The organism is Staphylothermus marinus F1 (assembly GCF_000015945.1).
Lineage (GTDB): Archaea > Thermoproteota > Thermoprotei_A > Sulfolobales > Desulfurococcaceae > Staphylothermus > Staphylothermus marinus.
In genome coordinates, this window is the sequence record NC_009033.1 from 457,763 (window position 1) to 478,922 (window position 21,160).

Annotated in this window: 25 protein-coding genes; 10 read left to right on the forward strand and 15 right to left on the reverse strand. The window is 34.8% G+C overall.

Annotated elements, in window-relative coordinates; translation table 11 throughout:
- A complete protein-coding gene (locus SMAR_RS02205) occupies positions 1-783 on the reverse strand; it encodes a BtpA/SgcQ family protein (protein WP_011838739.1) in 783 nt (260 codons plus the stop codon).
- A gap of 100 nt (positions 784-883) precedes the next feature.
- Here SMAR_RS02205 and SMAR_RS02210 point away from each other — a divergent pair, with 100 nt between their 5' ends.
- The 7 genes from SMAR_RS02210 to SMAR_RS02240 all read left to right on the forward strand — a co-directional run bounded on the left by SMAR_RS02210 (position 884) and on the right by SMAR_RS02240 (position 8,462).
- A complete protein-coding gene (locus tag SMAR_RS02210; protein ID WP_244372460.1) occupies positions 884-1,993 on the forward strand; it encodes a DUF4129 domain-containing protein in 1,110 nt (369 codons plus the stop codon).
- Positions 1,990-3,447 carry a hypothetical protein gene (locus SMAR_RS02215; protein ID WP_244372461.1) on the forward strand — a complete coding sequence of 486 codons (1,458 nt, stop codon included), beginning with the start codon at positions 1,990-1,992 and terminating at the stop codon, positions 3,445-3,447. Before SMAR_RS02210 ends, SMAR_RS02215 begins: the two co-directional genes overlap by 4 nt.
- Entirely contained in the window at positions 3,425-4,405 is a 981-nt protein-coding gene (locus tag SMAR_RS02220) for an AAA family ATPase (protein ID WP_011838742.1), read from the forward strand. Before SMAR_RS02215 ends, SMAR_RS02220 begins: the two co-directional genes overlap by 23 nt.
- Positions 4,405-5,748, forward strand: coding sequence for a DUF58 domain-containing protein (locus SMAR_RS02225; protein ID WP_011838743.1), 1,344 nt, complete (start codon positions 4,405-4,407; stop codon positions 5,746-5,748). The genes SMAR_RS02220 and SMAR_RS02225 overlap by 1 nt, the downstream gene beginning before the upstream one ends.
- Positions 5,745-7,019, forward strand: coding sequence for a hypothetical protein (locus SMAR_RS02230; protein WP_011838744.1), 1,275 nt, complete (start codon positions 5,745-5,747; stop codon positions 7,017-7,019). Before SMAR_RS02225 ends, SMAR_RS02230 begins: the two co-directional genes overlap by 4 nt.
- A 2-nt stretch (positions 7,020-7,021) precedes the next feature.
- Positions 7,022-7,261, forward strand: coding sequence for a hypothetical protein (locus tag SMAR_RS02235; RefSeq protein ID WP_011838745.1), 240 nt, complete (start codon positions 7,022-7,024; stop codon positions 7,259-7,261).
- Positions 7,262-7,397: 136 nt separating this feature from the next.
- Positions 7,398-8,462 (forward strand): CARDB domain-containing protein, encoded by a 1,065-nt coding sequence (locus tag SMAR_RS02240; RefSeq protein WP_011838746.1) that lies wholly within the window; start codon positions 7,398-7,400, stop codon positions 8,460-8,462.
- Position 8,463: 1 nt separating this feature from the next.
- Here the strand turns inward: SMAR_RS02240 and SMAR_RS02245 are convergent, their stop codons facing one another.
- The gene (locus tag SMAR_RS02245) at positions 8,464-9,294 is read right to left on the reverse strand and encodes a D-aminoacyl-tRNA deacylase (protein WP_011838747.1); all 831 of its coding nucleotides are present in this window, start codon (positions 9,292-9,294) and stop codon (positions 8,464-8,466) included.
- Positions 9,295-9,391: 97 nt separating this feature from the next.
- On the opposite strand from SMAR_RS02245, the gene SMAR_RS02250 reads away from it, so the two are divergent.
- On the forward strand, positions 9,392-10,102 hold the full coding sequence (locus SMAR_RS02250) for a tRNA(Phe) 7-((3-amino-3-carboxypropyl)-4-demethylwyosine(37)-N(4))-methyltransferase (RefSeq protein WP_011838748.1): 711 nt from the start codon (positions 9,392-9,394) through the stop codon (positions 10,100-10,102).
- On the opposite strand, the gene SMAR_RS02255 is transcribed toward SMAR_RS02250, so the two are convergent.
- A complete protein-coding gene (locus SMAR_RS02255) occupies positions 10,083-11,210 on the reverse strand; it encodes a tRNA sulfurtransferase (protein ID WP_011838749.1) in 1,128 nt (375 codons plus the stop codon). The two genes, SMAR_RS02250 and SMAR_RS02255, sit on opposite strands and share 20 nt — an antisense overlap.
- A 140-nt stretch (positions 11,211-11,350) precedes the next feature.
- On the opposite strand from SMAR_RS02255, the gene metG reads away from it, so the two are divergent.
- A complete protein-coding gene (gene metG / locus SMAR_RS02260; protein WP_011838750.1) occupies positions 11,351-11,689 on the forward strand; it encodes a methionine--tRNA ligase subunit beta in 339 nt (112 codons plus the stop codon).
- A 7-nt stretch (positions 11,690-11,696) separates the two neighbouring features.
- Here the strand turns inward: metG and acs are convergent, their stop codons facing one another.
- From acs to SMAR_RS08610, 11 genes are all read right to left on the reverse strand, one after another.
- Complete coding sequence (acs, locus tag SMAR_RS02265) at positions 11,697-13,100, reverse strand: acetate--CoA ligase alpha subunit (protein ID WP_011838751.1); 1,404 nt, start codon at positions 13,098-13,100, stop codon at positions 11,697-11,699.
- Positions 13,101-13,250: 150 nt separating this feature from the next.
- On the reverse strand, positions 13,251-13,880 hold the full coding sequence (locus SMAR_RS02270; protein WP_011838752.1) for a hypothetical protein: 630 nt from the start codon (positions 13,878-13,880) through the stop codon (positions 13,251-13,253).
- Positions 13,881-15,719 carry a DEAD/DEAH box helicase family protein gene (locus SMAR_RS02275; protein WP_011838753.1) on the reverse strand — a complete coding sequence of 613 codons (1,839 nt, stop codon included), beginning with the start codon at positions 15,717-15,719 and terminating at the stop codon, positions 13,881-13,883.
- Between the two features lie 60 nt (positions 15,720-15,779).
- On the reverse strand, positions 15,780-15,914 hold the full coding sequence (locus tag SMAR_RS08685) for an endonuclease (RefSeq protein ID WP_011838754.1): 135 nt from the start codon (positions 15,912-15,914) through the stop codon (positions 15,780-15,782).
- A gap of 301 nt (positions 15,915-16,215) precedes the next feature.
- Positions 16,216-16,431 carry a hypothetical protein gene (locus tag SMAR_RS08355; protein ID WP_148676720.1) on the reverse strand — a complete coding sequence of 72 codons (216 nt, stop codon included), beginning with the start codon at positions 16,429-16,431 and terminating at the stop codon, positions 16,216-16,218.
- 23 nt (positions 16,432-16,454) lie between these two features.
- Positions 16,455-16,658 (reverse strand): hypothetical protein, encoded by a 204-nt coding sequence (locus SMAR_RS02285; RefSeq protein WP_052833787.1) that lies wholly within the window; start codon positions 16,656-16,658, stop codon positions 16,455-16,457.
- A complete protein-coding gene (locus SMAR_RS02290; protein ID WP_148676721.1) occupies positions 16,655-16,882 on the reverse strand; it encodes a hypothetical protein in 228 nt (75 codons plus the stop codon). The genes SMAR_RS02285 and SMAR_RS02290 overlap by 4 nt, the downstream gene beginning before the upstream one ends.
- Before the next feature lie 44 nt (positions 16,883-16,926).
- On the reverse strand, positions 16,927-17,523 hold the full coding sequence (locus SMAR_RS02295; RefSeq protein WP_052833910.1) for a metallophosphoesterase family protein: 597 nt from the start codon (positions 17,521-17,523) through the stop codon (positions 16,927-16,929).
- A 13-nt stretch (positions 17,524-17,536) separates the two neighbouring features.
- A complete protein-coding gene (locus tag SMAR_RS02300) occupies positions 17,537-18,541 on the reverse strand; it encodes a hypothetical protein (protein WP_052833789.1) in 1,005 nt (334 codons plus the stop codon).
- Positions 18,501-18,965 (reverse strand): molybdenum cofactor biosynthesis protein MoaE, encoded by a 465-nt coding sequence (locus SMAR_RS08605; protein ID WP_052833790.1) that lies wholly within the window; start codon positions 18,963-18,965, stop codon positions 18,501-18,503. Before SMAR_RS08605 ends, SMAR_RS02300 begins: the two co-directional genes overlap by 41 nt.
- Before the next feature lie 2 nt (positions 18,966-18,967).
- Complete coding sequence (locus SMAR_RS08610) at positions 18,968-19,219, reverse strand: MoaD/ThiS family protein (protein ID WP_052833791.1); 252 nt, start codon at positions 19,217-19,219, stop codon at positions 18,968-18,970.
- A gap of 86 nt (positions 19,220-19,305) precedes the next feature.
- Between SMAR_RS08610 and SMAR_RS02315 the strand changes: the two genes are divergently transcribed.
- Positions 19,306-19,977 (forward strand): HAD family hydrolase, encoded by a 672-nt coding sequence (locus tag SMAR_RS02315; RefSeq protein ID WP_011838758.1) that lies wholly within the window; start codon positions 19,306-19,308, stop codon positions 19,975-19,977.
- A 3-nt stretch (positions 19,978-19,980) separates the two neighbouring features.
- Here the strand turns inward: SMAR_RS02315 and SMAR_RS02320 are convergent, their stop codons facing one another.
- On the reverse strand, positions 19,981-21,156 hold the full coding sequence (locus SMAR_RS02320) for a nicotinate phosphoribosyltransferase (RefSeq protein ID WP_011838759.1): 1,176 nt from the start codon (positions 21,154-21,156) through the stop codon (positions 19,981-19,983).
- Positions 21,157-21,160 lie beyond the last annotated feature (4 nt).

Consider the following 21,160-nt stretch of genomic DNA (forward strand, 5'->3'; position numbering starts at 1 on the left):
CTAAAATAACCTATTTTTAACCCGCTTAACTCGTTCCACTAAGTACATAGCTTTTTGAAGATTCACGGGATTTGTTGTAATACCTTCATTCTTTATACTTGTCCCAACAATTACCGCATCCGCTAAACCAATATATAATCCTATATTTTGATAATTAACCCCGCTACCCACAATGACTTCTTTACCATTACAAATCCTCTTAGCTACATAAACCCTTGATACAGGTGTTGCATAACCTGTATGTTCTCCGGAAACTATTACTCCATCAACTAATCCTCTACTACACGTATTTCTTAAAACCATAGTATAATTCATAAGTGGCTGTGAATGTTTCACATTTACATCGGCATAGATTTTTACATTGCATTTTTTCTGCATCTTATACTTCATAATCTCATAGGCTAAAGGCTTAATTATGCCTTCAGGTGCTAGAACGGTCTCCATATAAACATTTACACGTATAAAGTCTAGGTTATTTCTACAAGCTATATCTATTGATTCTAAACCACTATTTCTTAAAATATTTAAGCCAATCAATATATTAGGGAATTCTTCTCTAATTCTTCTAGCAATATACTCTATAAACCCCAATTTAACAGGGTCTTTCTCGTACACTGGGAATGGATAATCCATATAGTTTTCAATAATTACACCATCAAACCCGGCCTCTACAAGCTTTTCAGCTTCATTGATCGCATACTCTAGTATAACATCTATTTTTTCACCACTATATTGAGGAGAATTCGGAAGGGGCGGAAGATGAATCATACCATATAGTTTCATCTAAACCACCCTGATGAAATTAATCATTAATCATTATAACTTGTATAATTTATTATTTTACATAGATAGAAGTAAAATAAGTGAGTGGATGAAAAATATAATGATGACCAGAATAGTATCAAGGAGGATCCATGTATGGTTCTTTCTTATAGTATTTGTATTTATGATTTTCCCATCCATGATCACATATGGAGGTGTTCAAAGAAATGACAAATACATACCCACAGATACTTATCCTATAGATGAAAATAAACTACTACAACAGCTTTCCCTGCTCAAACAATTAAATGATCCTATAGTTGATAGATATGTATCAGAAATAAATCAGTCAATACAAAACGGCGATTATGAAAAAGCATATGCTTTGTTGAACGAGTTAAATAATTATTTAAAAACAAAATACGGTGATGATCTAAACTCTAATAAGGATTTAGCGAAAACTGTCTCACTAATTGATTCTATCCAAAACCTAACCGAAAATGGGATGGAAGTTAATCTTACTAATTATTTATATGAGCTAGGCAAGCTACTAAATAATGAATCGCTCATCCAAGACGCTTATAAGCTTAGACATGGGGAAGTAGTGAATAATGATCTTATCTCTGAGCTCATCAACTATATGAAGCAATATGGGGGTGGTGTTAGAGAGACTAGTGGATCAGAAAATCTTAATCCAGGAAATCTCCTTGGAAGCGGAGTACAAGAAAAGCCGCCGGTTAATATTTTCAATCTCCCCAATATTGGCGGCAATAATGCTAGTGTATTTAATCCCCCAACTATTCCATCATTTAGCTTCGGCAAATACTTCAGCATAGTATTTTATGTAACTATAGGATCCCTTGTTCTCACTATACTATATTATGTTCGCCAACCACTAAGACAATACTTAGATTACCTTATTACAAAAATAGATGAGAAAACAATGATTATAAAAGCTAGAATAGGAAAAACAACATTGTCTCGAACAATAATGCTATACTATAAATGGTATAGTATTGTAAAGAGGCATGGATATAAGAGAAAACCTTCTGAAACACCGCGTGAACTATTAAGAAGAATAAGAATCGAAGATCTGAGAAATATTGGGAAATATGTGACAAGAATTTATGAGGAAAATGTTTATGGCAAATATGAAGTCGATGAAGCTTTAATTAGCAAGGTAGAACGTGAACTGAGAAGTCTATCTATCAATAAAAATATAGATAGGTGATCTTATTGAGGCTTAAACTATTTACGGTATTTCTTCTAATAATAGGATTATTAGCAGCATTCTATATACCAGGGATTGCTATTAAAGTAGAGACCGCATTATATGTTGGAACCTGTAGTCCTCTATCATTTGACTGGTCAGGTACAAGCATACTTGTTCAAAGACTTAGAAATGAAGGATACCATGTCATAATAGTTAATAATAATGATGAATTAATAAATGAGCTAAGTAAGGGAGGGTTACTTCTTATTATAGGTCCCGATAAATCAGTATCAGCAGATAATACGGATCTGGATTTAATAGAGAAATATTTCCTCGATGGAAAAATAAATATCGCTGTACTAGATGAGAACACTACAAGTAATAATTTGTTACATAGATTCAATATTCATGTAAATGGAACAATGATCCTGGATACGATGTTAACTCAAGATCCTCAGTACCCGTTCACAATAATAAAAACCCTAGATAATGAAACAAAATATGTTCGTCTTAATTGGGCAAGTTTTATTGTTAATGATACTAAAATAAATAGACCTGTGGACATTGTTTCTATCACATATGGTATTCTCGATCTAAACTCTAATGGTAAAATCGATGATGAAGAAATAGCGTATTTTCTTAAAACCCGTGGAAACACTAGCTTTAACGGATGGATAACAGGGATTATTATAGTGTATCCTAGTTCTAAACTATTCGTAATGAGTGATAGTTCTCCATTAATAAATACCGAGCTGGGACGAAACTTAACTGTTTCACAAATTGTATATAACTATGTGAAAAAATTATCTGATGAAAAAGGTAAACGAGTAATTATTCCTAACTATTTATATCGTAGAAAAAGTATTCAGCAAACAATACCTTTTCACTCAAGCATACTTTTCCTATTGTTTGCTAATTTCCTTGAACAAGCTGATCAATTCATAGATGCATATATATCTCAATACAGTATTCTAGGCCCCCTCATATTATTATTAACAATATTAGGCTTGATTGGCCTCATGAAATCCGTATCTAACCTTAAAAAATTAGCAGAGTTTAAACATGAGAAAGTCAGAGAATATAAGATCATTATTGAGACTATTATAACAGCTAATCTCTTAGATAAAAAGTTTCTGAAGAATAAGGAGAAAATATTGATAAAAAGATACTGGGAATTGTTAAGGCAAGCATTTATTATTGTTAAGAATTTTGATCTCGAAGAAGTTTTAGCTAGTAAATCATATAATAAACTACGTGTACTCGGCATAGTGGATCAGAAGAAATTTAAAAAACTATTATGGATGTACCGAATATACCTAAAGATTAATGGTAAAAGTCATTTACCCATAGTGTTTAATTGGAGAAAGACAATGATTAAATATGTTTTATTAGTTGAGGATTTACTAAACCTACTTGGATACACAATATTTAGGAAGGAAGGGTTCAGGGATGCAAAATACCTTATCAAATAAAGGCTTTGATCCTGTTTTTGCATCGAGTGTATCGAAGAAAATTATGGAAAATGTATCGAAGATTATTGTTGGTAAAAAAGATGTTATACAGTACATTTTAATATCAATATATGCTGGTGGACACATATTATTGGAGGGGGTTCCAGGAGTAGCTAAGACTCTTATTGCTAAAACAATAGCTAGATCTCTTAGCTTATCATATTCTAGGATACAAGCAACACCAGATCTTTTACCAAGCGACATTATTGGAACACTAGTATTTGATCCAAGAATAAACGATTTCAAGCCACGTAAAGGACCTATATTCGCTAATATAGTATTGTTTGACGAGATCAATAGAGCGAGCCCTAGAACACAGTCTGCCTTGTTAGAGGCGATGCAGGAGAAACAAGTTACTATAGAAGGGATAACTTTCAAGCTTCCCGAACCTTTCATTGTAATCGCAACTATGAACCCTATAGAGATGGAGGGTACTTTTCCACTGCCTGAAGCTCAGCTGGATAGGTTTCTTCTGAAAATAATTGTTTCATATCCCGATACTGATGAGGAAAAAGAAGTTCTTAGAAGAATACATTATATTGAAAAATTCGAAATTTCACCCGTTACATCGGCTGAGGAAATATTAGCTATTAAGGCTATGCTTCCAAAAGTTAGGGTTAGTGAGGAGTTAATTGATTATATTGTAAGGATAGTTAAGAAAACACGAGAGCACCCACATGTACGTTTAGGTGGTTCTCCAAGAGCTTCTATAAGCTTATTATTAACGAGTAAGGCTAATGCATTAATTGATGGGAGATCATATGTTATTCCGGACGATATCAAATTCGTTGCCAAACCTGTTCTTAGACACCGTATAATATTGAAGCCTGAAGCTGAATTTGAAGCTATAACAACGGATCAAATAATTGAAGATGTATTAAACGAAATACCTGTTCCAACACCAGGTGTGCCGAGCTAATGCTTGAAAACGATGTCTCTGCAACATCTAATGTATATGTATTACTGAGTTTAGCCGGGTTACTAGTATCTCTAGATATTTGGCTTAATAAAACCATAACAATTTATACACTATATGTTGTCGGAATTGTTATAGCAATCATTCTCGGAACAAGAATACTAGTTGAACTTTCCGCTCGCCAAATATATCGATTAAAGATTAAACGCGAGTTTCTTGATCCCCCTATGGAAAGAAATAAGGTAAGAATAAAACTTGTTTTTAGAAATAATTCGAGTATACCATTATTCTATGTAAGCATAAATGATCTATACCCCAGTCTTTTCAAGCTAGTTGAGGGAAGCAATACCGTATCTGCAACTCTTCTTCCATATAGTGGTTTCGAATATGAATATATAGTTGAAACTGTTCTTGGCAAGCATCTTTTTCGTGGCTTAGAAATTATTGTCAAGGATCCTCTTGGATTATTTAATTATAAGACCACTATTGATCCAGAAGAGAAAATAATATATGTAAAACCTAAACCTGCAACTTTTCCTAGGAGAATGATAGGTATCTGGACGAGGAGAGGGCTGGGAATAGGTAAAGCGAGGATGAGAGGGCTTGGACAAGAATTCTATGAGCTCCGAGAATATTTTCCAGGAGATGATTATAGATTAATTGATTGGAAAAGCTTTGCTCGGCTAAGAAAACTATATGTAAAAGAATTCGAGCGTGAAGCAAATCTTAGTGTAGTATTCATTATAGATGCATCTCCAGATTCTATGAGAGGAATAGTAGGTGGTACCCCACTAGAGGATATGGCTAGAATAACCGCTGGTCTCTCCAAGATTCTACTAGAAAGAGGAGACTGGGTTGGCGTAGTTATTCGTGGCGAAAAAATAGTTAGATCAGGCTATGGTAGGGGACGCATACACTTTATGAGAATAATTAATTCTCTATCAAACATTGATTGGCATGCTAAAGAGCCGAGTATAAGCCTAGGTGGGCTAATAGTTGATGAAGCATCAAAACTGCCGAGGAGAGCAAAGACATTATTTTTTGTTTTAACAACACTGCTCAACAGATCCGAAGCTGACGAACTTATTAATGCATCAAATAAGCTTAGAAGTTTAGGTCACTTAGTCTTTATTGTTCAATTAATTCCTGAACTATATGAGGAGAAATATTTGAAGGGATTAGAATCCGCAATATTTTCAGGCTTAACTCTTGACAGGTATGTTTTGAGTAAGCAGATACGAGAATATCTTGGCCGTAGAGGTGTTAGAGTAGTGAGTGTAGGACCTGATGATATATATGTTATGATTTATAGGTTAATAGAATCTTATAGAGCTGTGATAGTATGAGAAATTATATTAGTAGAGAATTCGTTGAAAGCCTTGCAAAGAAATTCGGAGATCCCGTTTTCCAGTCAAGATTGAGCTTAGTAGTTGTATTATTATTAAATCTTTATTTCTTGAATATCTTTGTAAATCTCAGCTATATGATAAGACCAAGCATTACTCAAACTATATCGTTTATATTGATCCTCTTATGGTTTATAGGTATTGTTAGCAGGAAAATCTACTTGTCAAGTTTATACTATGTCTTAGTAAGTGGATTACTTGTATATGAAAAAGCTATAGGGCTCAGCATCTTTACAACTGCTGTTATAGCTTCTGCATGGTTACTGTTCTCATATACATTAACCGATGTCTTGTTGAAACGATCTATTCGTAGAAGACATTTCTTATCTATTAAGTCATTATTTTTCTCAACAATAATAATTATAGGAGTTTATACCGCATATTTATTCATCAGCTATATTGTAGCATCCACGGTTGTCTATGTTTACTCCTACATAGAATCTGTAACTCCAAGTATTTTTCAAGCATTTTATGAAGCATTTATTTCTACACGTGTAGGATCACTTGTTCTATTCTCCTTGATAATATTTGTAGTTTACTATATAATTGATAATTATTTAACTGGTTTAATAAGTGATACAGTATTCTTAAACATTGATTTTGTTAAGAACCGTATAAAAACAATAATATATTCTCAAGCTCATGATTTATTGAAAGGAAATGATCCGTTTCAGAAAATCTATGTTAGATCGATCCTATTTATCGTGTTCTTCTATGTATATGGTTTACTTTTCCCAGTAATGTCTTTTATTGAAAACCTTATTCAGATTACTTGGCTTTCATATATTGTATGGATAGCTATATGGCTTACCCTATCGACAATAATATATAATTCTCTCAGAGATAGAGTTCTTAACACATTAATACCTAGGCAAAGCTTTAAGTTTGATGCTTTAAAGATTACTGATAACATAAGATCCCATAAATGGATATATTTAAGCTCAGCATTTCTCTTTCTCTACATAGGTTTTATATATGTAATGGATAGAAATCCTTCAGTTATTATGGATCTACTACTTACTTCGCTTGGTTTCAAACACCCTACCTATATGGGAGGAAGAGATCAAGTAACCTTCATTATTTCCAGGTTATATACTGGTTTCTGCAATAATTTAATATACTATATTGAAAACTACTTTTATAGCATAGAAGAGGCATATACGATGTTATCTAAGCTATTAAGAGAACTAATAGTTTTCTTGTGGGGTTAAAAATGGTCTCGAGAGATATAGTTGTTGCTATTGCAGGATTCGTATTGATTGGTTTCAGCATATATGTTTTCTTGTGGTCACTTCAACTTATGATCTATAGAGATGTGCCTAGCAGTCTCCTAGCAGCATTAATAGGATTTGTAGCGTTAAGTGGTGGAGTATCACTTATTAGAACATGGAGTCTAGCTAGATATGTTGAAAAAGCTGAGAAGAAAGAAGAATCAGCCAGGGGTTCACCTTAGCACATCACACTCCCCTATTATTTCAGCGGGGAGTGCTAGCCTGCGGCAGGGCGTCTTCATCTATTAGACATTATTTAACCTGGTTACCTAATATCTTTTTATCATGTGCTGACTAGATATGAGTTAGGTGTGATAAATGGTTGAGGGAAAATTGTTGAAATTTATTGAGAAAAAGTTTAGTGGAGACGTAGTATATACATCTGCAATACCAAATGCGAGAATGGGCGGATTAATGCCTTTTAAACAAACAATACCGCTCAGCCTTCTACATCCTAAAAATGCTGAGTTAGAATATGCATTACTAGATATAGGGGTATTGGTGCCTTCTCAACATATTAATTGGCGAGTAAAACTTAACGGTATAAATGTCACTAAGGAATTTAAACCACATATAATGTCTCCTGCTGGAAACCTATACTTTGCAAAACTAGTCTATGATGTAACCAGTATAATAAAAACGCCTGAGGGGCTACGTAGGAGAAGAGCAAATATAACTTTCAAACTCGAAGGAGGAGACTATATAATTATTGAGCAACTAGCAATTCTAGCACTTTACAGTAGTAGCGAGGCAGAATCTATATTAACATATTATAGTGGAGCACTTAGTTTAAAACCTGGAGAATCTTCATCGCTAAAAATAAACTACGAGGGTGGAAACGGTAGGCTTAGGACAACAGTATATATGCCGAGCACAATTGCTAGAGGAGAGATACTTCTGAACAATAATTTATTATTAAATATAGAAAATGTACAAGGAATGGATGAACACATCATAGAATTAAACAATTTATCAAAAGAAAACATTATTACATTTAAACACTTAGAAACAAATACAACATATTTCCCGAAAGAAATGAGGATATCAAACATACTACTATATAATACTGGATATGCAAAGCCAGAGCTCAGTATAGAAGAAATAAATGTTCCCGAAATTGTCCGTAAAGGACAAGAATTAGAGATAACTATTTCAAACAATGGCGAAAGCACACCAGATAAAGCAATGATCGTTGTAATGAGTTTGGGCAACGTAGTTGCTCGTAAGAAGATCAAAAAGCTTGATCCTGGAGAGAAAACTACTGAAAAAATCAAGATAAAACTACAACCAGGAGAATACGAGCTAGTATTCAGGATTATATGGGGTAAGTTATCCAAAACATGGTATAAAGATACCAGATACAAGGTAAAGGTAGTAGAATAGGTTAGATATACTCTAAAACAATTCCTCTATTCAATACGTACTGCTCAATAATTCTCCTATGCTCTCTACGAGTACCCTTCTTTTCAACAATAATTCTCTGAGGCACAGGATCGCTTTTCACAATCATTTCTTCTAGGATTTCCGGAGACAAGTATTGAAGAGCATATTTAGCCATGATATGGCCGTAACAATAGTTTTTCTCAAAAGCCATCTTAGTGTGTTTTCTAGGATAATGTCCCCCTCCTACACCAGTAACAGGAATACATTCATGGTTAGGGTTCTCCAAGAACTTTATTACTGCCAAAGCAACAATCTCGTGATTAACTGGGTCTTTCCATTCATCAATAGTACTACCTATCTCTATAAAATTAAGGGGTTTTCTAACATCTGTGGGACCATGATGCGTTGCTTCATAGCTTACTTCATATTCATCTATTCTCCCATATTCCTCTGCGAGTATACTCAAATTAATAAGCAACTTATGTGACACAATTGGGTTGGCAATAGATAATGTTCTCGGCCTACCACCATATGGAGCTTCGGGCCCGAAGTTGCCCGTGTGGTGAACAGTATAGCTACAAACTTTTTTAGCACTAGAATGCCTAGATAACACTATATATCTTGAAACCTTATCAGGTAATCTACCGTCTAAGAAATCAAAATATATAACATCCTCGCTGAATCCTGCTAGTACAAAATTATTTCCTACATAGCATGTTATAGCATTTTTACATACATTGCTTTTCTCCAATCCATAATACTTGATAATGTATTCTGCCATACCAAAACCAGCTGGATCTTTAACACTATAAACTATTCCATATATTTCCAATACATTCATCACCTTCTATGAACTAATACTTCGTAGTTTAAATATACATTACTATTAAGATAGGGAATATATGTCATTGTAAAATTGGGGGGCAGAAATGGATTTTAAAATAAACTTATCAGCTTGGCGAAGGAGAAAAATAGAATTCTGGAACAGGTTATGGGAGGATCTAGAGATAGGATATTTAGATGAGGATCTCATAGGCATTCTTCTGATCTTAAATACTGATATAAACATTTACACATTAAGTAGTTGTAGCGGTAGAATAACGGTTAGTGATTCAACATATCCATGGAGCAGAGAAGAATCAAGCGTTGTATTCAAGAAACATGTTCCTATAACAATCAATGAGGTACTGGATGTATTAAAGAAACCAGTTGTGAGGAGACTCTGGCTAAACTCAACTGGTCCCATACTTCATCTATCAACAAATAGCTTAGAATACGCGGATAAAATATTGTCAATGGCGAGAAAAGCTGGCTTAAAACATAGCGGGATAATATCAATGAATCCTGATAAGGGATACATTATAGAGCTTACTAGTGGGGTTAAAATATCTCATCTCTTAAGGTCTCAAAACATCTTATTGGCTAAAGAAGATTCTTTGGAGGAAATCGTTAAAGTAGCGAACGAAGTATTGTTGGAGGGTAAGAAGGTGTTGATAAGGATGTTTAAAGTATTTCGTTCAGAGCTTCCATGGAATCCTGACGATAATATTATATCTGATCTCAAGAGTAGAGGAATTGACATCGATAAATATGATCCATATAAGATATATAGGAAGTATATTAGGTTGAATAATATTTAACCTCTGCTTGATTCACTAGTTTAATTGCTATATCCATTGTGTCTTGAAGAGCTTGTTTAAGTATATAGTAGTCTTCCCTACTAGCACTTGTTTCTGGATGAGGTGGTCTCAGCAAACATGTTCCAACATCTCGTGACAATATATGAAAACCTAGTTTTCGCGCTTGCTCTATTATTTCTAGTTTATCCATAAAAGCTACTGGTCTATATATGGGTTTAGGAGAGATACTAGATAATATATATAGGTTTCTAAGTGTTTGGGATGCAACTTGGCCAACGGCTTCACCGGTAACTATCCCTAAGCATTCTTCTTTGTCTGCAATAATAGAAGCTATTCTATACATGTTAGCTTTGCATAATAAGCATCGGAGACGGGCCGGTATATTTGTTGATTCCAATATTTTCTCTGCTCCACGAACTATGTAGGTCTTAATTTTGTCCCATGGAACCCATTCATATACTAGAGATAATGCTTCATAGAATCTCCTCCTAGCTTGTTCAGACCAGTATTTTCCGAGATCAATGAATACAGGTATTATACGTGCTCCCCTCTTCATAGCATACCATGCTGCTAACGAAGAATCCACTCCACCAGATAATAGAACAACTAAGCAACCTTCTACTCCATAAGGTAAACCCCCGACCCCTCTATAGATCTTGTTGGTAATATATGCTTTTCCTTGACGAATATCAATAATGTATTCCTCATCAGGAGATCGTAGGTCAATATATGTTTTAGCCTCATTAACAATAATAGATGCAAGTAATTTTTCGAGAAACAACCTATTATACCCAGATTCCCCCATGACTCTTAATCTAATACTCTTAGGTTTACTATGAGAGATCATATCTATCAACACATCAGTTATCATTGATAAATTATAATCCACCATAACTACCGGGCTCGTACTGCTAACGCCGAATACTTTAGCCAACTTACCAGCAACTTCTTCTGCAATAGTACTACTAAGACCAGATACAACTATTCTAGACCCCCCGACAATATCGACGTTTTCATATCTATAATTATTCCTGTTCAAAACACGCACAATGCTATCTCTAAGTCTTGAAACCATAAATTTAGTTGTAACTGATCCATATCTTACCATGAACTCTCCTGGTCGCACAATTACTGCGTTAAACCCGCATCGTATATCACAACACCTCGCATTTTATTGTATCATAATAAATAAAAATATGTATATAACCCTATATTGATAAGTGAACAAATAAATTAAAGGTGACAACTATGTCTAGTAATGAGGTTAGTTATGAAGAATTTATGCGTATAGATCTTAGAGTCGGATTTGTTAAAGAAGCTGAAAAGGTTAAGGGTAGTAAGAAACTATTAAAGCTAAAAGTGGATCTTGGAGAACTAGGTGAGCGCCAGATAATAGCTGGTTTAGGTGCTTGGTACAGTCCAGATGATCTCATTGGTAAATATATTATTGTAGTAGCTAATCTAAAGCCTAAGAGAATATTTGGATTAGTAAGTCAGGGAATGTTGTTGGCTGCTGATAGCGAGGATGGAGTCCCTGTTCTTTTAACCGTTGAAAAACCAGTAAAACCTGGAACTAGGATTAGGTAAAACTCTATTATTTCCTAGATTTTATTTTATTAAGATACCTCATATACCAGATCATTTTTGCTATACTAGCTACAGCTCTCTCCGCACTTGGATAAGCAGGTATACCATTCTTATTCAATAACCTAATTGCTTCACGAACGTCTTCTCCGCCAACAAACCCTGCAACCAACGGCTTACTATGAGCGGTTCCTTTATATTCTCCGTATAGTTTAACAATAGCATTCGCTAAGTCTCTGGGGTCAAGAATAGCTGTTCTACAATACAATAATATTATATTATGAATTTCATCTGATTCAAACGCGGTCCTCAATGCTTCTACATAGTTTTCAACAACGGCTTGACCAGTTAAATCGATAGGGTTCTTCGCACTACCAAACCATGGCATAGTTTTCTTAAATTTCTCCTTAAGCTCAGGGCTTGGATCTAATAATTTAACATTGTGTTCTTCAGCTGCATCAGTTGCTAGAACACCTACTCCTCCACCATTTGTAATAATGATCGTTTCTTCGCCTCGAGGTATTGGTTGTGAAGCGAATGCTCTAGCCCAATCAAACATTTCCTCTGTAGTATATGCTCTTATTATTCCTGCTTGTTTAAATGCTGCTTGATACAAGTTATCACTTCCAGCCAGGCTTCCAGTATGGCTTGCAGCAGCGGCAGCTCCACGTTTGCTTCTTCCAGCCTTAATTACAATTACAGGTTTCTTAACTGTAACTTTCTTCATTTCTTCAATAAATTTTCTACCAGTGCCAGGTTTTAGTCCTTCTAGATAAATTGTTATGACTTTAGTGTTTGGATCATTGGCTAAGTATTTAGAAACATCTATTACATCTATATCAGCCATATTACCCATACTGACGAGAGCCGATATACCTATCTCTTCCATTATTGTCCAACCCATTAATGCTATTCCTAAAGCACCACTTTGCGTAATAAATGCTATAGGGCCCTCGAGAACATCTTTTGGACCAAATGTTGCATTCAATTTTGCAGGCGTATATGCTATGCCGAAAATGTTTGGTCCAAGAATCCTCATACCATACCTGCGTGCTATCTCAACAAGTTTTCTCTCAGCTTCAACATTTCCCACTTCGCTAAAACCAGATGTAATAACAACTAATACCTTTACACCTTTTTTACCACATTCCTCAGCAACTTTCGGGACAACCTGTTCAGGAACGACTATTATCGCCATATCTATTTCGTCGGGGACCTCGACAACAGACTTATATGCTTTATAGCCAAGTATTTCATCAGCTTTAGGATTTATAGGGTATATTTTACCTTTATAACCATATTCAATAATGTTTTTCATAATAGTATGCCCGATCTTGCCTGGACTCCTACTAGCCCCTATAATCGCAATACTTCTAGGTTCGAATAAGGGTTTTAAACTATTATCGATTGCCACAGCTTGTCACCAACTACGCTCCAGTAACAGTATGTGTATCTATCTATGTCGTATTGATAAAGTTTCTATATATTAAGGTTATAGTTTCTATACATGTTTTTAAATATACGTATATCTTCCTATTCAAGACAAGAACGAGCATAGTCTAGGTTATAAATTAATTTCTCCAAGGATTTCGAGTAACTTGTAACTAGGTGTTTCAACATAGTAGTCAACAACAAACATATATGGGTTGTTAAAAGTATCTACCAAGAATAATTTTGGCTTACCATATTTAGCTATCAATGGCAACATGTTTACAGGGGATAAAGCAGGCGTCAAACCAGTAATTATAAGGGCTTCCGCGGAGGTAACCTCGACAATGCTTTTAGCCAGTAATTTATAGTTAATTTTTTCACCTAATCCTCTATATTCCGGCTCTTTTATACAGCAATCACTACATTTAAAACAACCGAGAAGCGGGATAACTTTTTCCTTCAGTAATTTTTCTTGATCACATATACATCTATATAGACAGTACGGGCTTGTAATAATGACTGATTGGAAACGATCGCTTCTTAAAATTTTAGTAAGTAAACCAACTATCTTGAGAACATCCTTACTCAGCGATGAACAATTAACAATAATGTCTTCATTAATGATTTTTTGTCTAGCTGGTTTGTAATCATAGAATCCGCTGAGACCCAGAGAATATTCTAGCCCTGAACCGATAATCATAGATATTGATTCATAATTTTGAATTAGCTTCGTGAATTCCTCAATGCTTATAATGGAAACCAATTATAATTCACCATATTGTTCAGCTTTATTATTAGACCATGGTGTCTTAGTGATGAATCTATAGTATTTGCTAGCTGAATAAAGGTTTTTTATAATTGTTTCAAGCACTTCTTCGTTATTGATTCGGAAAGTATAGTGAAGCATTATTTGTTGAAAAGCTCCTGTTTCTAAGGGTATTTGCAGAATTGCCGAGATCCTTGTGAATTCGCCGTATCTTCTGAGAAGCCTAATAAGCTTTGTTAATACTTGGTCATAAGTACCAGAAACCATTTTTAACTCTTTATTTTCCACATATGGCTTAATTCTTGCAACCAAACTTGTATCAGGGGTTAAGTATTCTTCAAAGTTTTCTTTGAGTATAAACAAGTCATCTACTAGTGCATAGGTTTTATCTAGGAAAGTATATATGTATATAACCAGTCCCTTATCCTCCAATCTCCTAATAGCTTTTTCAACCATGTCTCTGGGCATACCAGTAATTTCACTAATCCATCCAAGAGGCATTGGTTTTCCAGATAGTACAACTAGTATTCTATTTCTCGTTGTTTTTCTCCAAAGAGCTTCTAATGTTTCTTCATCGATGGGAACATCTACACCATTCTTCTTAGCAAGCTCTAATGCGTCTAGTAAACTATTCATGTCTGGTGTATCAGGTGTAACAATGTATGCAACAAATTTTAATCCCTTCCTACCTGTTAGCCTTAATATTCTGCCATGTCTTTGAATAAACCTTAATGGGCTTGCTACATTACTCCATATAATAAGCAGATCTGCTTGGGGAAGATCTATTCCTTCTTCACCTGCACTTGTAGAAATTATTATTTTTGTTTCTGAACTATGCGCTCTCTTCAATACTTCTCTAAGATCCGTTCTTAACTTAGTCTTACCGACGATGATTACCGGATTATAATGTATTAGTTTCTTCTCGAGATATTCAGCAACAATGACTCTATCGACGAATACAATTGCTTTATTAAAACCCTCATGATCACTTAGAACTCTTTTCAAAGCATCTAGTTTATGTAAAGGCCTTACCTCTTTGTTTTCAAGCATGGGCTTAATATGTGATAGTATAGATGCTAATAATGTATCTTTCTCTAAACTCTCCTTAAGAGCAAGCGCTCCATCTCTTATAAACCGTCTAATAGCTAGATTTACCAATCCCCTATACTTTCCAATATATTCCAGTCTTGCCTCCTCGAGTCTCTCAAGTACTTGTTTCTCTGCATCGTTGAGTTCTGCTTCATATATTTCACCTATCCATTCAGGCACGTACTTTTTTATTCTCTCATCAGTCCAGCTCCATACTCGTATTTTTCCAATATACTTTTCTATTTTATATCTGCGTGATCTGGGGATATGTGCTGATAATCCAAGTCTCCACTTGAAAACTTTGTCTGTTGTCTTCATGAATTTAGCATATGCGTCTTTTCCGGTTGTATGATGGCATTCATTAACAATTATTGCATCATAGTTGTTCTGGATAATTTGTTTTACATCGTTTAATGCTGTTTCAGGTGTTGCAACAGCAACTACGGCTTTTCTCCATAATTCTATTCTTTTATCCGGCGGATACCGTCCATGTATGGGGAGCGCTTTAATACCTAGTGTTTTTTCAAAATATCGAGCTGTTTGTTCTACTAGTATTCTTGTAGGTTCTAATACGAGTATTTTCTTTGCATGCTTCTTTTCCAAGAGCTCTTTGCTGAATAAAACTGCTATTAATGTTTTACCTGATCCCGTAGGCATAACTACCGTTGATCTTTTATTTGATAATGCCCACTTAGCAGCTTCTATTTGATAATCCCTTGGCTTTACTTTAAGACTAAAACCAGTCAATTTTCTACACACAAGTATAGGATAGTGGATATGGTGTAAAAATAATTATTTTATGGATTATTACAAGTGTTGAACAACTCTCTTCATAATTGATGCATAAAGATCTATTGTATCCTCATATTTTGTCTCCGGAGGCCCTGTGTATATTATGTGCATTCTAAGGGACGATCCTTTGTCTTTAACTTCTTTAACCATGAACTGAGCTAGTGCCTTGCTAATGGTTATATGCTTGGGTATCCTTTACCTAGCGGAGTTCTCTTTTTAAGTAACCTCCTCCCGAAATAGACTATTTGCTTATTTGGATATTATGGTTGTTTTGGAAAATTGTGAAAACTATGATTGTTTTGGTAGATTGGTTGGGTTCGCTTTATAAACCCCTACTAACATGTATGGTTAATGGAATGCAGATGAAGGGCTCAAAGTGGTCTTGGTGGAGCCCCGATAGCCCCCTCAATGAAGGGATGAAGCCCCAACCCAAGAGGGGGAAGCCCGTGCATCATAAAGCACGGGCAACCACACCTGTTACTTGACTGAATCTAAGGCTTAAATATCCCTTGCTCATTTCAAGTGTTTTTCTCAGTATATTGAGCCAGAAGTCCTTGTTGACTTGTTTATCTGCCTGAATAAAGTTTCCATGTTGATCAATTCTTGTCTCATACATGAAAACGTTTTCTAACTGGACACTTGGAATAACTCTATCACTACCAACCATTTCTATAATCGACTTAATTTCGTCTAGGCTCCCGATCTTTTTCGAGTATAAGTTGTTTCCAGGCTAATATACATGTTTTCAGGAGCGATCTCCAGCATTTTCTTAACCATATCAGCTACTGCTTCTAAATCTCTATGATCCATGAATACTCTCCAACCAATATGGACGTTAAAAATAGAAGCTCCTGCCATAGCTGCTTTCTTAACAGCTGCTCTCATAGCTTTCAATATACATTTAGCGATCTCGGATGATCACTAACTAGATTATAGTATGGACCGTGAGCAATAATTGTTGTAAATGCTTTAGTTGCAAATTCTCGATAAGCTTCAAAATAGTCTGGACCTCTAGTTTTCCTTGAAAAATCCCATGGAGGTATTTCTGTTAATCTCATTCCAAGTATTGCAGCTTTGGTTAAAGTGTTTAATGCATTATACGTTCCCCAATCAAACAATATCATGTTTCCACCCATATATAATATATATGTTTCTGAAAATATTAATAATTATCTAGAACAATATTTTGGAGACGATGACAGTATGTTTTAATCCTATAATCTTTACTTTTAATCTCGATCAATGCGTAAAAACCTTTGTAGCCGTCACCTGGAAAAATATATTTATCATTAACTAAACACTCCTTATATCCTCTACCAAAAACTACTATTTTAGGATGTAATGTTTTAATTAAGTGATCAACCATGCCAACACCGTTCTTGAAAGGAGTTTTTATACTTGGATAAAAAGAAACAAGTATATCTAAATGCTTATTTTCCTTTAACAACCTATTAACTGATAGCTCGGGATTAAAACCTATTCCACCAATATTTAACCCATCTATTTCAACTATTCTCCCATCAATAAATCCATTAATAGATTTCAATATTTTTATTACAGAAGGATCATCGAGATTCCCTGCAACACCGAGTACACGGCCCTTTATTCTCTTACTTATCTCGTCTATAATTAGGGGAGAAACAATGTTTCCACAAAACAATACTACATCAATTTTTTCAGTATTGGCTAGGTAGATAATATATGGAACAAGATCTTCTCTACCATTAATATTTGAAGCGGCTAATATTCTTAATACCATTAAGCCATCCCACTTATAATGGCTCAATATATCCCTTATATTCTCTGCCGCCAACAAGTATTCTATACTTATCCTCTAATTGATCATGTTGTAATAAACCACTAATAATTACCCAGCCACCATCAAATAGTTTACCAATATATAATGCATCAAAAGATAAAACATATTCAATATCGCCACGTAGTTTCTTAGTGTTTTTCAATACATAATATTTATCTATATTTGATTTTGATGGATAATTTAAAGCATCTAATCCACCTGCTAGGCACGCTTTTACTTTTATATGCCCCATTGTTCTCCATGCTTTACATGTATCTAGATGTTTGTAAACACCGTTATTGTATATTATTGAATAATCTCTTCCCATAAATGATCCTCTACGCCATCTACGATATAGTTTCTCCACTTTGCTAAGGGGTAATCCCGAGGATTCCGCATTGCTATAGATCCACTTTTTCAACCTCTCCCCTGTAAAACCTGGAAACAAATCTTTGTTTTCATTGATAAATTCTATTATGTTTAGAGATTCTTTCCAACCATAAACGATCATGTCTATATCGCTGAAAACGGGATTATGTATTCTGATAAGGAGTGAGCCTGTTACTCCTAAAGCATTTCTATTTATGGATAAATATAGTATGCTAGATAGATTAGCTGTTAACTCCTCCAATTTATCCCGAGGCGAAGAAATTATTTCGTTCAACCTATTTATTGGATTAAATATTTTCATAATGCTTGATCTAGGAATGACTGGGATATAGGAGTCGTAGCAGGGGATATATGTTTTCCAAGGAGTTGCATCATATACTTTTCTAGGCGAATAATAATTGACTATTCTATCATAGTATCCTAGATTATTTCTCCAAATACTATTCTTGCCTAAACAATATTTTACATATCCGATTAAATAACTATTTGAATGCATATTTCCCACTACGACAGCGTAGCAATAGTTTTTGAGAAACACGTAGAAATGGTCAAGCGTTACTGATTGTTCTTCTAGCAACTCTTCTGCCATCACCGATGACCCAATATTCGCCGTCATCTCTTTTTTCGAGCTTGAAGATCGGGGCCTCGTGTTTTATTCTTTCCAGAATCTCTGATGATCCTTTGAAAGCTTTCTTCCTAGTATTAGCTGATACGAAGATATAAATAGTTGGATCTCCTGGTTTGAGATTACCTATTCTGTGAATAACTATTGCACCCAATAGATCATTTCTGCTGACTTCTTCCATAACTATCTTTTTCAAAACCTCCTCCGCATATGGTTGATAAGCAGTATATTGCAATTCGTAAACTCTATGATCATCAACTATTCCTTTCACATATCCTATAAACGAAACTATAGCTCCTCCAAGACCTTTTGTATGTTCTATTAGCTCATTAACTATTGAATTAACATCAATTATTGACTCTGTTAATCCAACACGTATATATGGCATATTTACCCACCAGATGCAGGAGGAATTATTGCTACTTCATCATTCTCCTTCAATACATATTCTTCACTCACAGATTTACCGTTGACTAAAATAATTACTGGGATTTGTTTAATGGTTTCTGCAAATACTTTATTATTCTTCTTAAGATGATCAATAAGATCCTTAACACTTATTCTACCATCAATATTCAAAATTTCTTCTCTCCCAAAAATATCGCTGAATATAGAGAAAGCTCTTAGCTTAACTGTAACCATTATATCACCAATGCAGTATTGTAATATATCTTGTAGATTTTTATCTAATTTATCGGTTGATTAAGTTATCTCATAGGTGTGAATGAATGACTGGGGAGAAACTAGTTGTATTTGATATTGATGGTGTATTAGTTGATAGTTATTCAGGAATTCCAGTATTCTATGAGAAAATACTTCCAGATATGTTTGGTATCGATGAGGAATATGCTCGTTTCCTCCTATATATGGAATACATATATGATCAAGCAGGCATGCTACGTGAAGAATGGTGGCCGAAATATCTTGAAATAGATGAACAAATACTTAGCTATCTCCTAGCTAAGTATTGGGAGGTAAGAATTGAGACAAGCAAGTTGGAACCAGGAGCCGGAAATGTCTTGAAGAACTTGAAGAGTAAAGGATGGATTATTGGTAGTGTGAGTTATAGAGACGATATTTATGGTTTGAAATTGTGGAGGATAAAGGATTTGGGGCTATATGATTTTTTCGAAGACATAATAGTTGTTGGTGAAGACATATCATCGAGAATAGAGGGTATCAAGATCCTGACTAGAAAATATAATCCAAAAACAATAGTGTATGTAGACGATAAAATCCAAAATCTATATAGGATCTTGGGGAAGCTGGAAAATATAGTATTGGTATGGTATAAATATTCATGGATTAATGGATTACTAGAAAAACATATTAATTCCTCCAAGATCTATATGGTTTATAATATGTATGAGCTAGAAAAATTACTGGATGGGATCAGCTGAATTCTACACAGGTTCAGGTTCAGGTACTTCTTTTAATTGTTCTAGTACATAGTTTCTAATTTCTTGAATACTAGGTAGTTTTTCTACTAATTTGCCGTTGTCTATGTATTTTTTGAGTAATGGTTTATATTCTGGTGAGGGAGGGGTGCTTCTATTTAGTAATCCTATATAGTCGTTTAGACCTGGTCTTTTACGATATAATTGTTTAGCTCCTGGTAGTTTTCCACGTTTCGAGATAGGGATCCATTCACCATTATCATATATTTCAACAATATCTGCACTTATATCTATGTTTTTCGGGAAAGCTATGGATGTCCCTATACCGAATGAATCAACTATATCTCTCAATTCTATAAGTTCTTTCTCGCCTATACCACCGCTAACAATTATTTTGACATGTTTGTAACCATTAATGTCTAGTGTCCATCTTACTTCTTCAACAATTTTTCTCATATTTCCTCTTCTACTACTAGGGGTGTCTAATCTTACCCCATATAGTTTCTTGCCGAGAGTTTTAGCTGCCAGTAATGACTCCATTTTTTCGTCGCAGAAAGTATCTACAAGCATTATTCTAGGAACATCTTCCTCTACAACTTCGTCAAATGCTTTCCAAGCCTTTACTTGGTCACCAAATAATATTATTAATGCGTGAGGCATTGTTCCAACAGGTTTTAATCCAAGATATTTCTCGCTTATAGTTCCCGATACAGCGTCTAAGCCTCCAATATATGCTGCTCGATCAGCCATGGGTGCTAGTGCTGGGTGAAGAGCTCTTAATCCAAAGAATAATAGTGTCTTATTCATTGCTAACCTCTTCATACGAGCGGCCTTGGTAGCAATACTTGTATAGTGCCTCATAATTCCGAGAAGAGGTGTCTCATAAACTGCTATGTCGTCATAGTAGCCTTCAATAATTAAGAGGGGCTCTCCAGGTTTGAATAATGTGCCTTCAGGCAAACTATACACTGTGACAGGCTTATCTTTTAAAACATACAAGATCTCTTCTAGACCAGCATAAACAGCCCACTCATATCCTTTGGGGAGACTGGTTGTATGGAATTCCATTCTAACTTTTCTACGAATACCTTTCTCTCTGAGAATCCTTGTTGTTCTAACAAAATATATATCGGTTACAGCACCTTCTATGATCTCCTTATCACTTGCAACATATAGTCTCATAGTT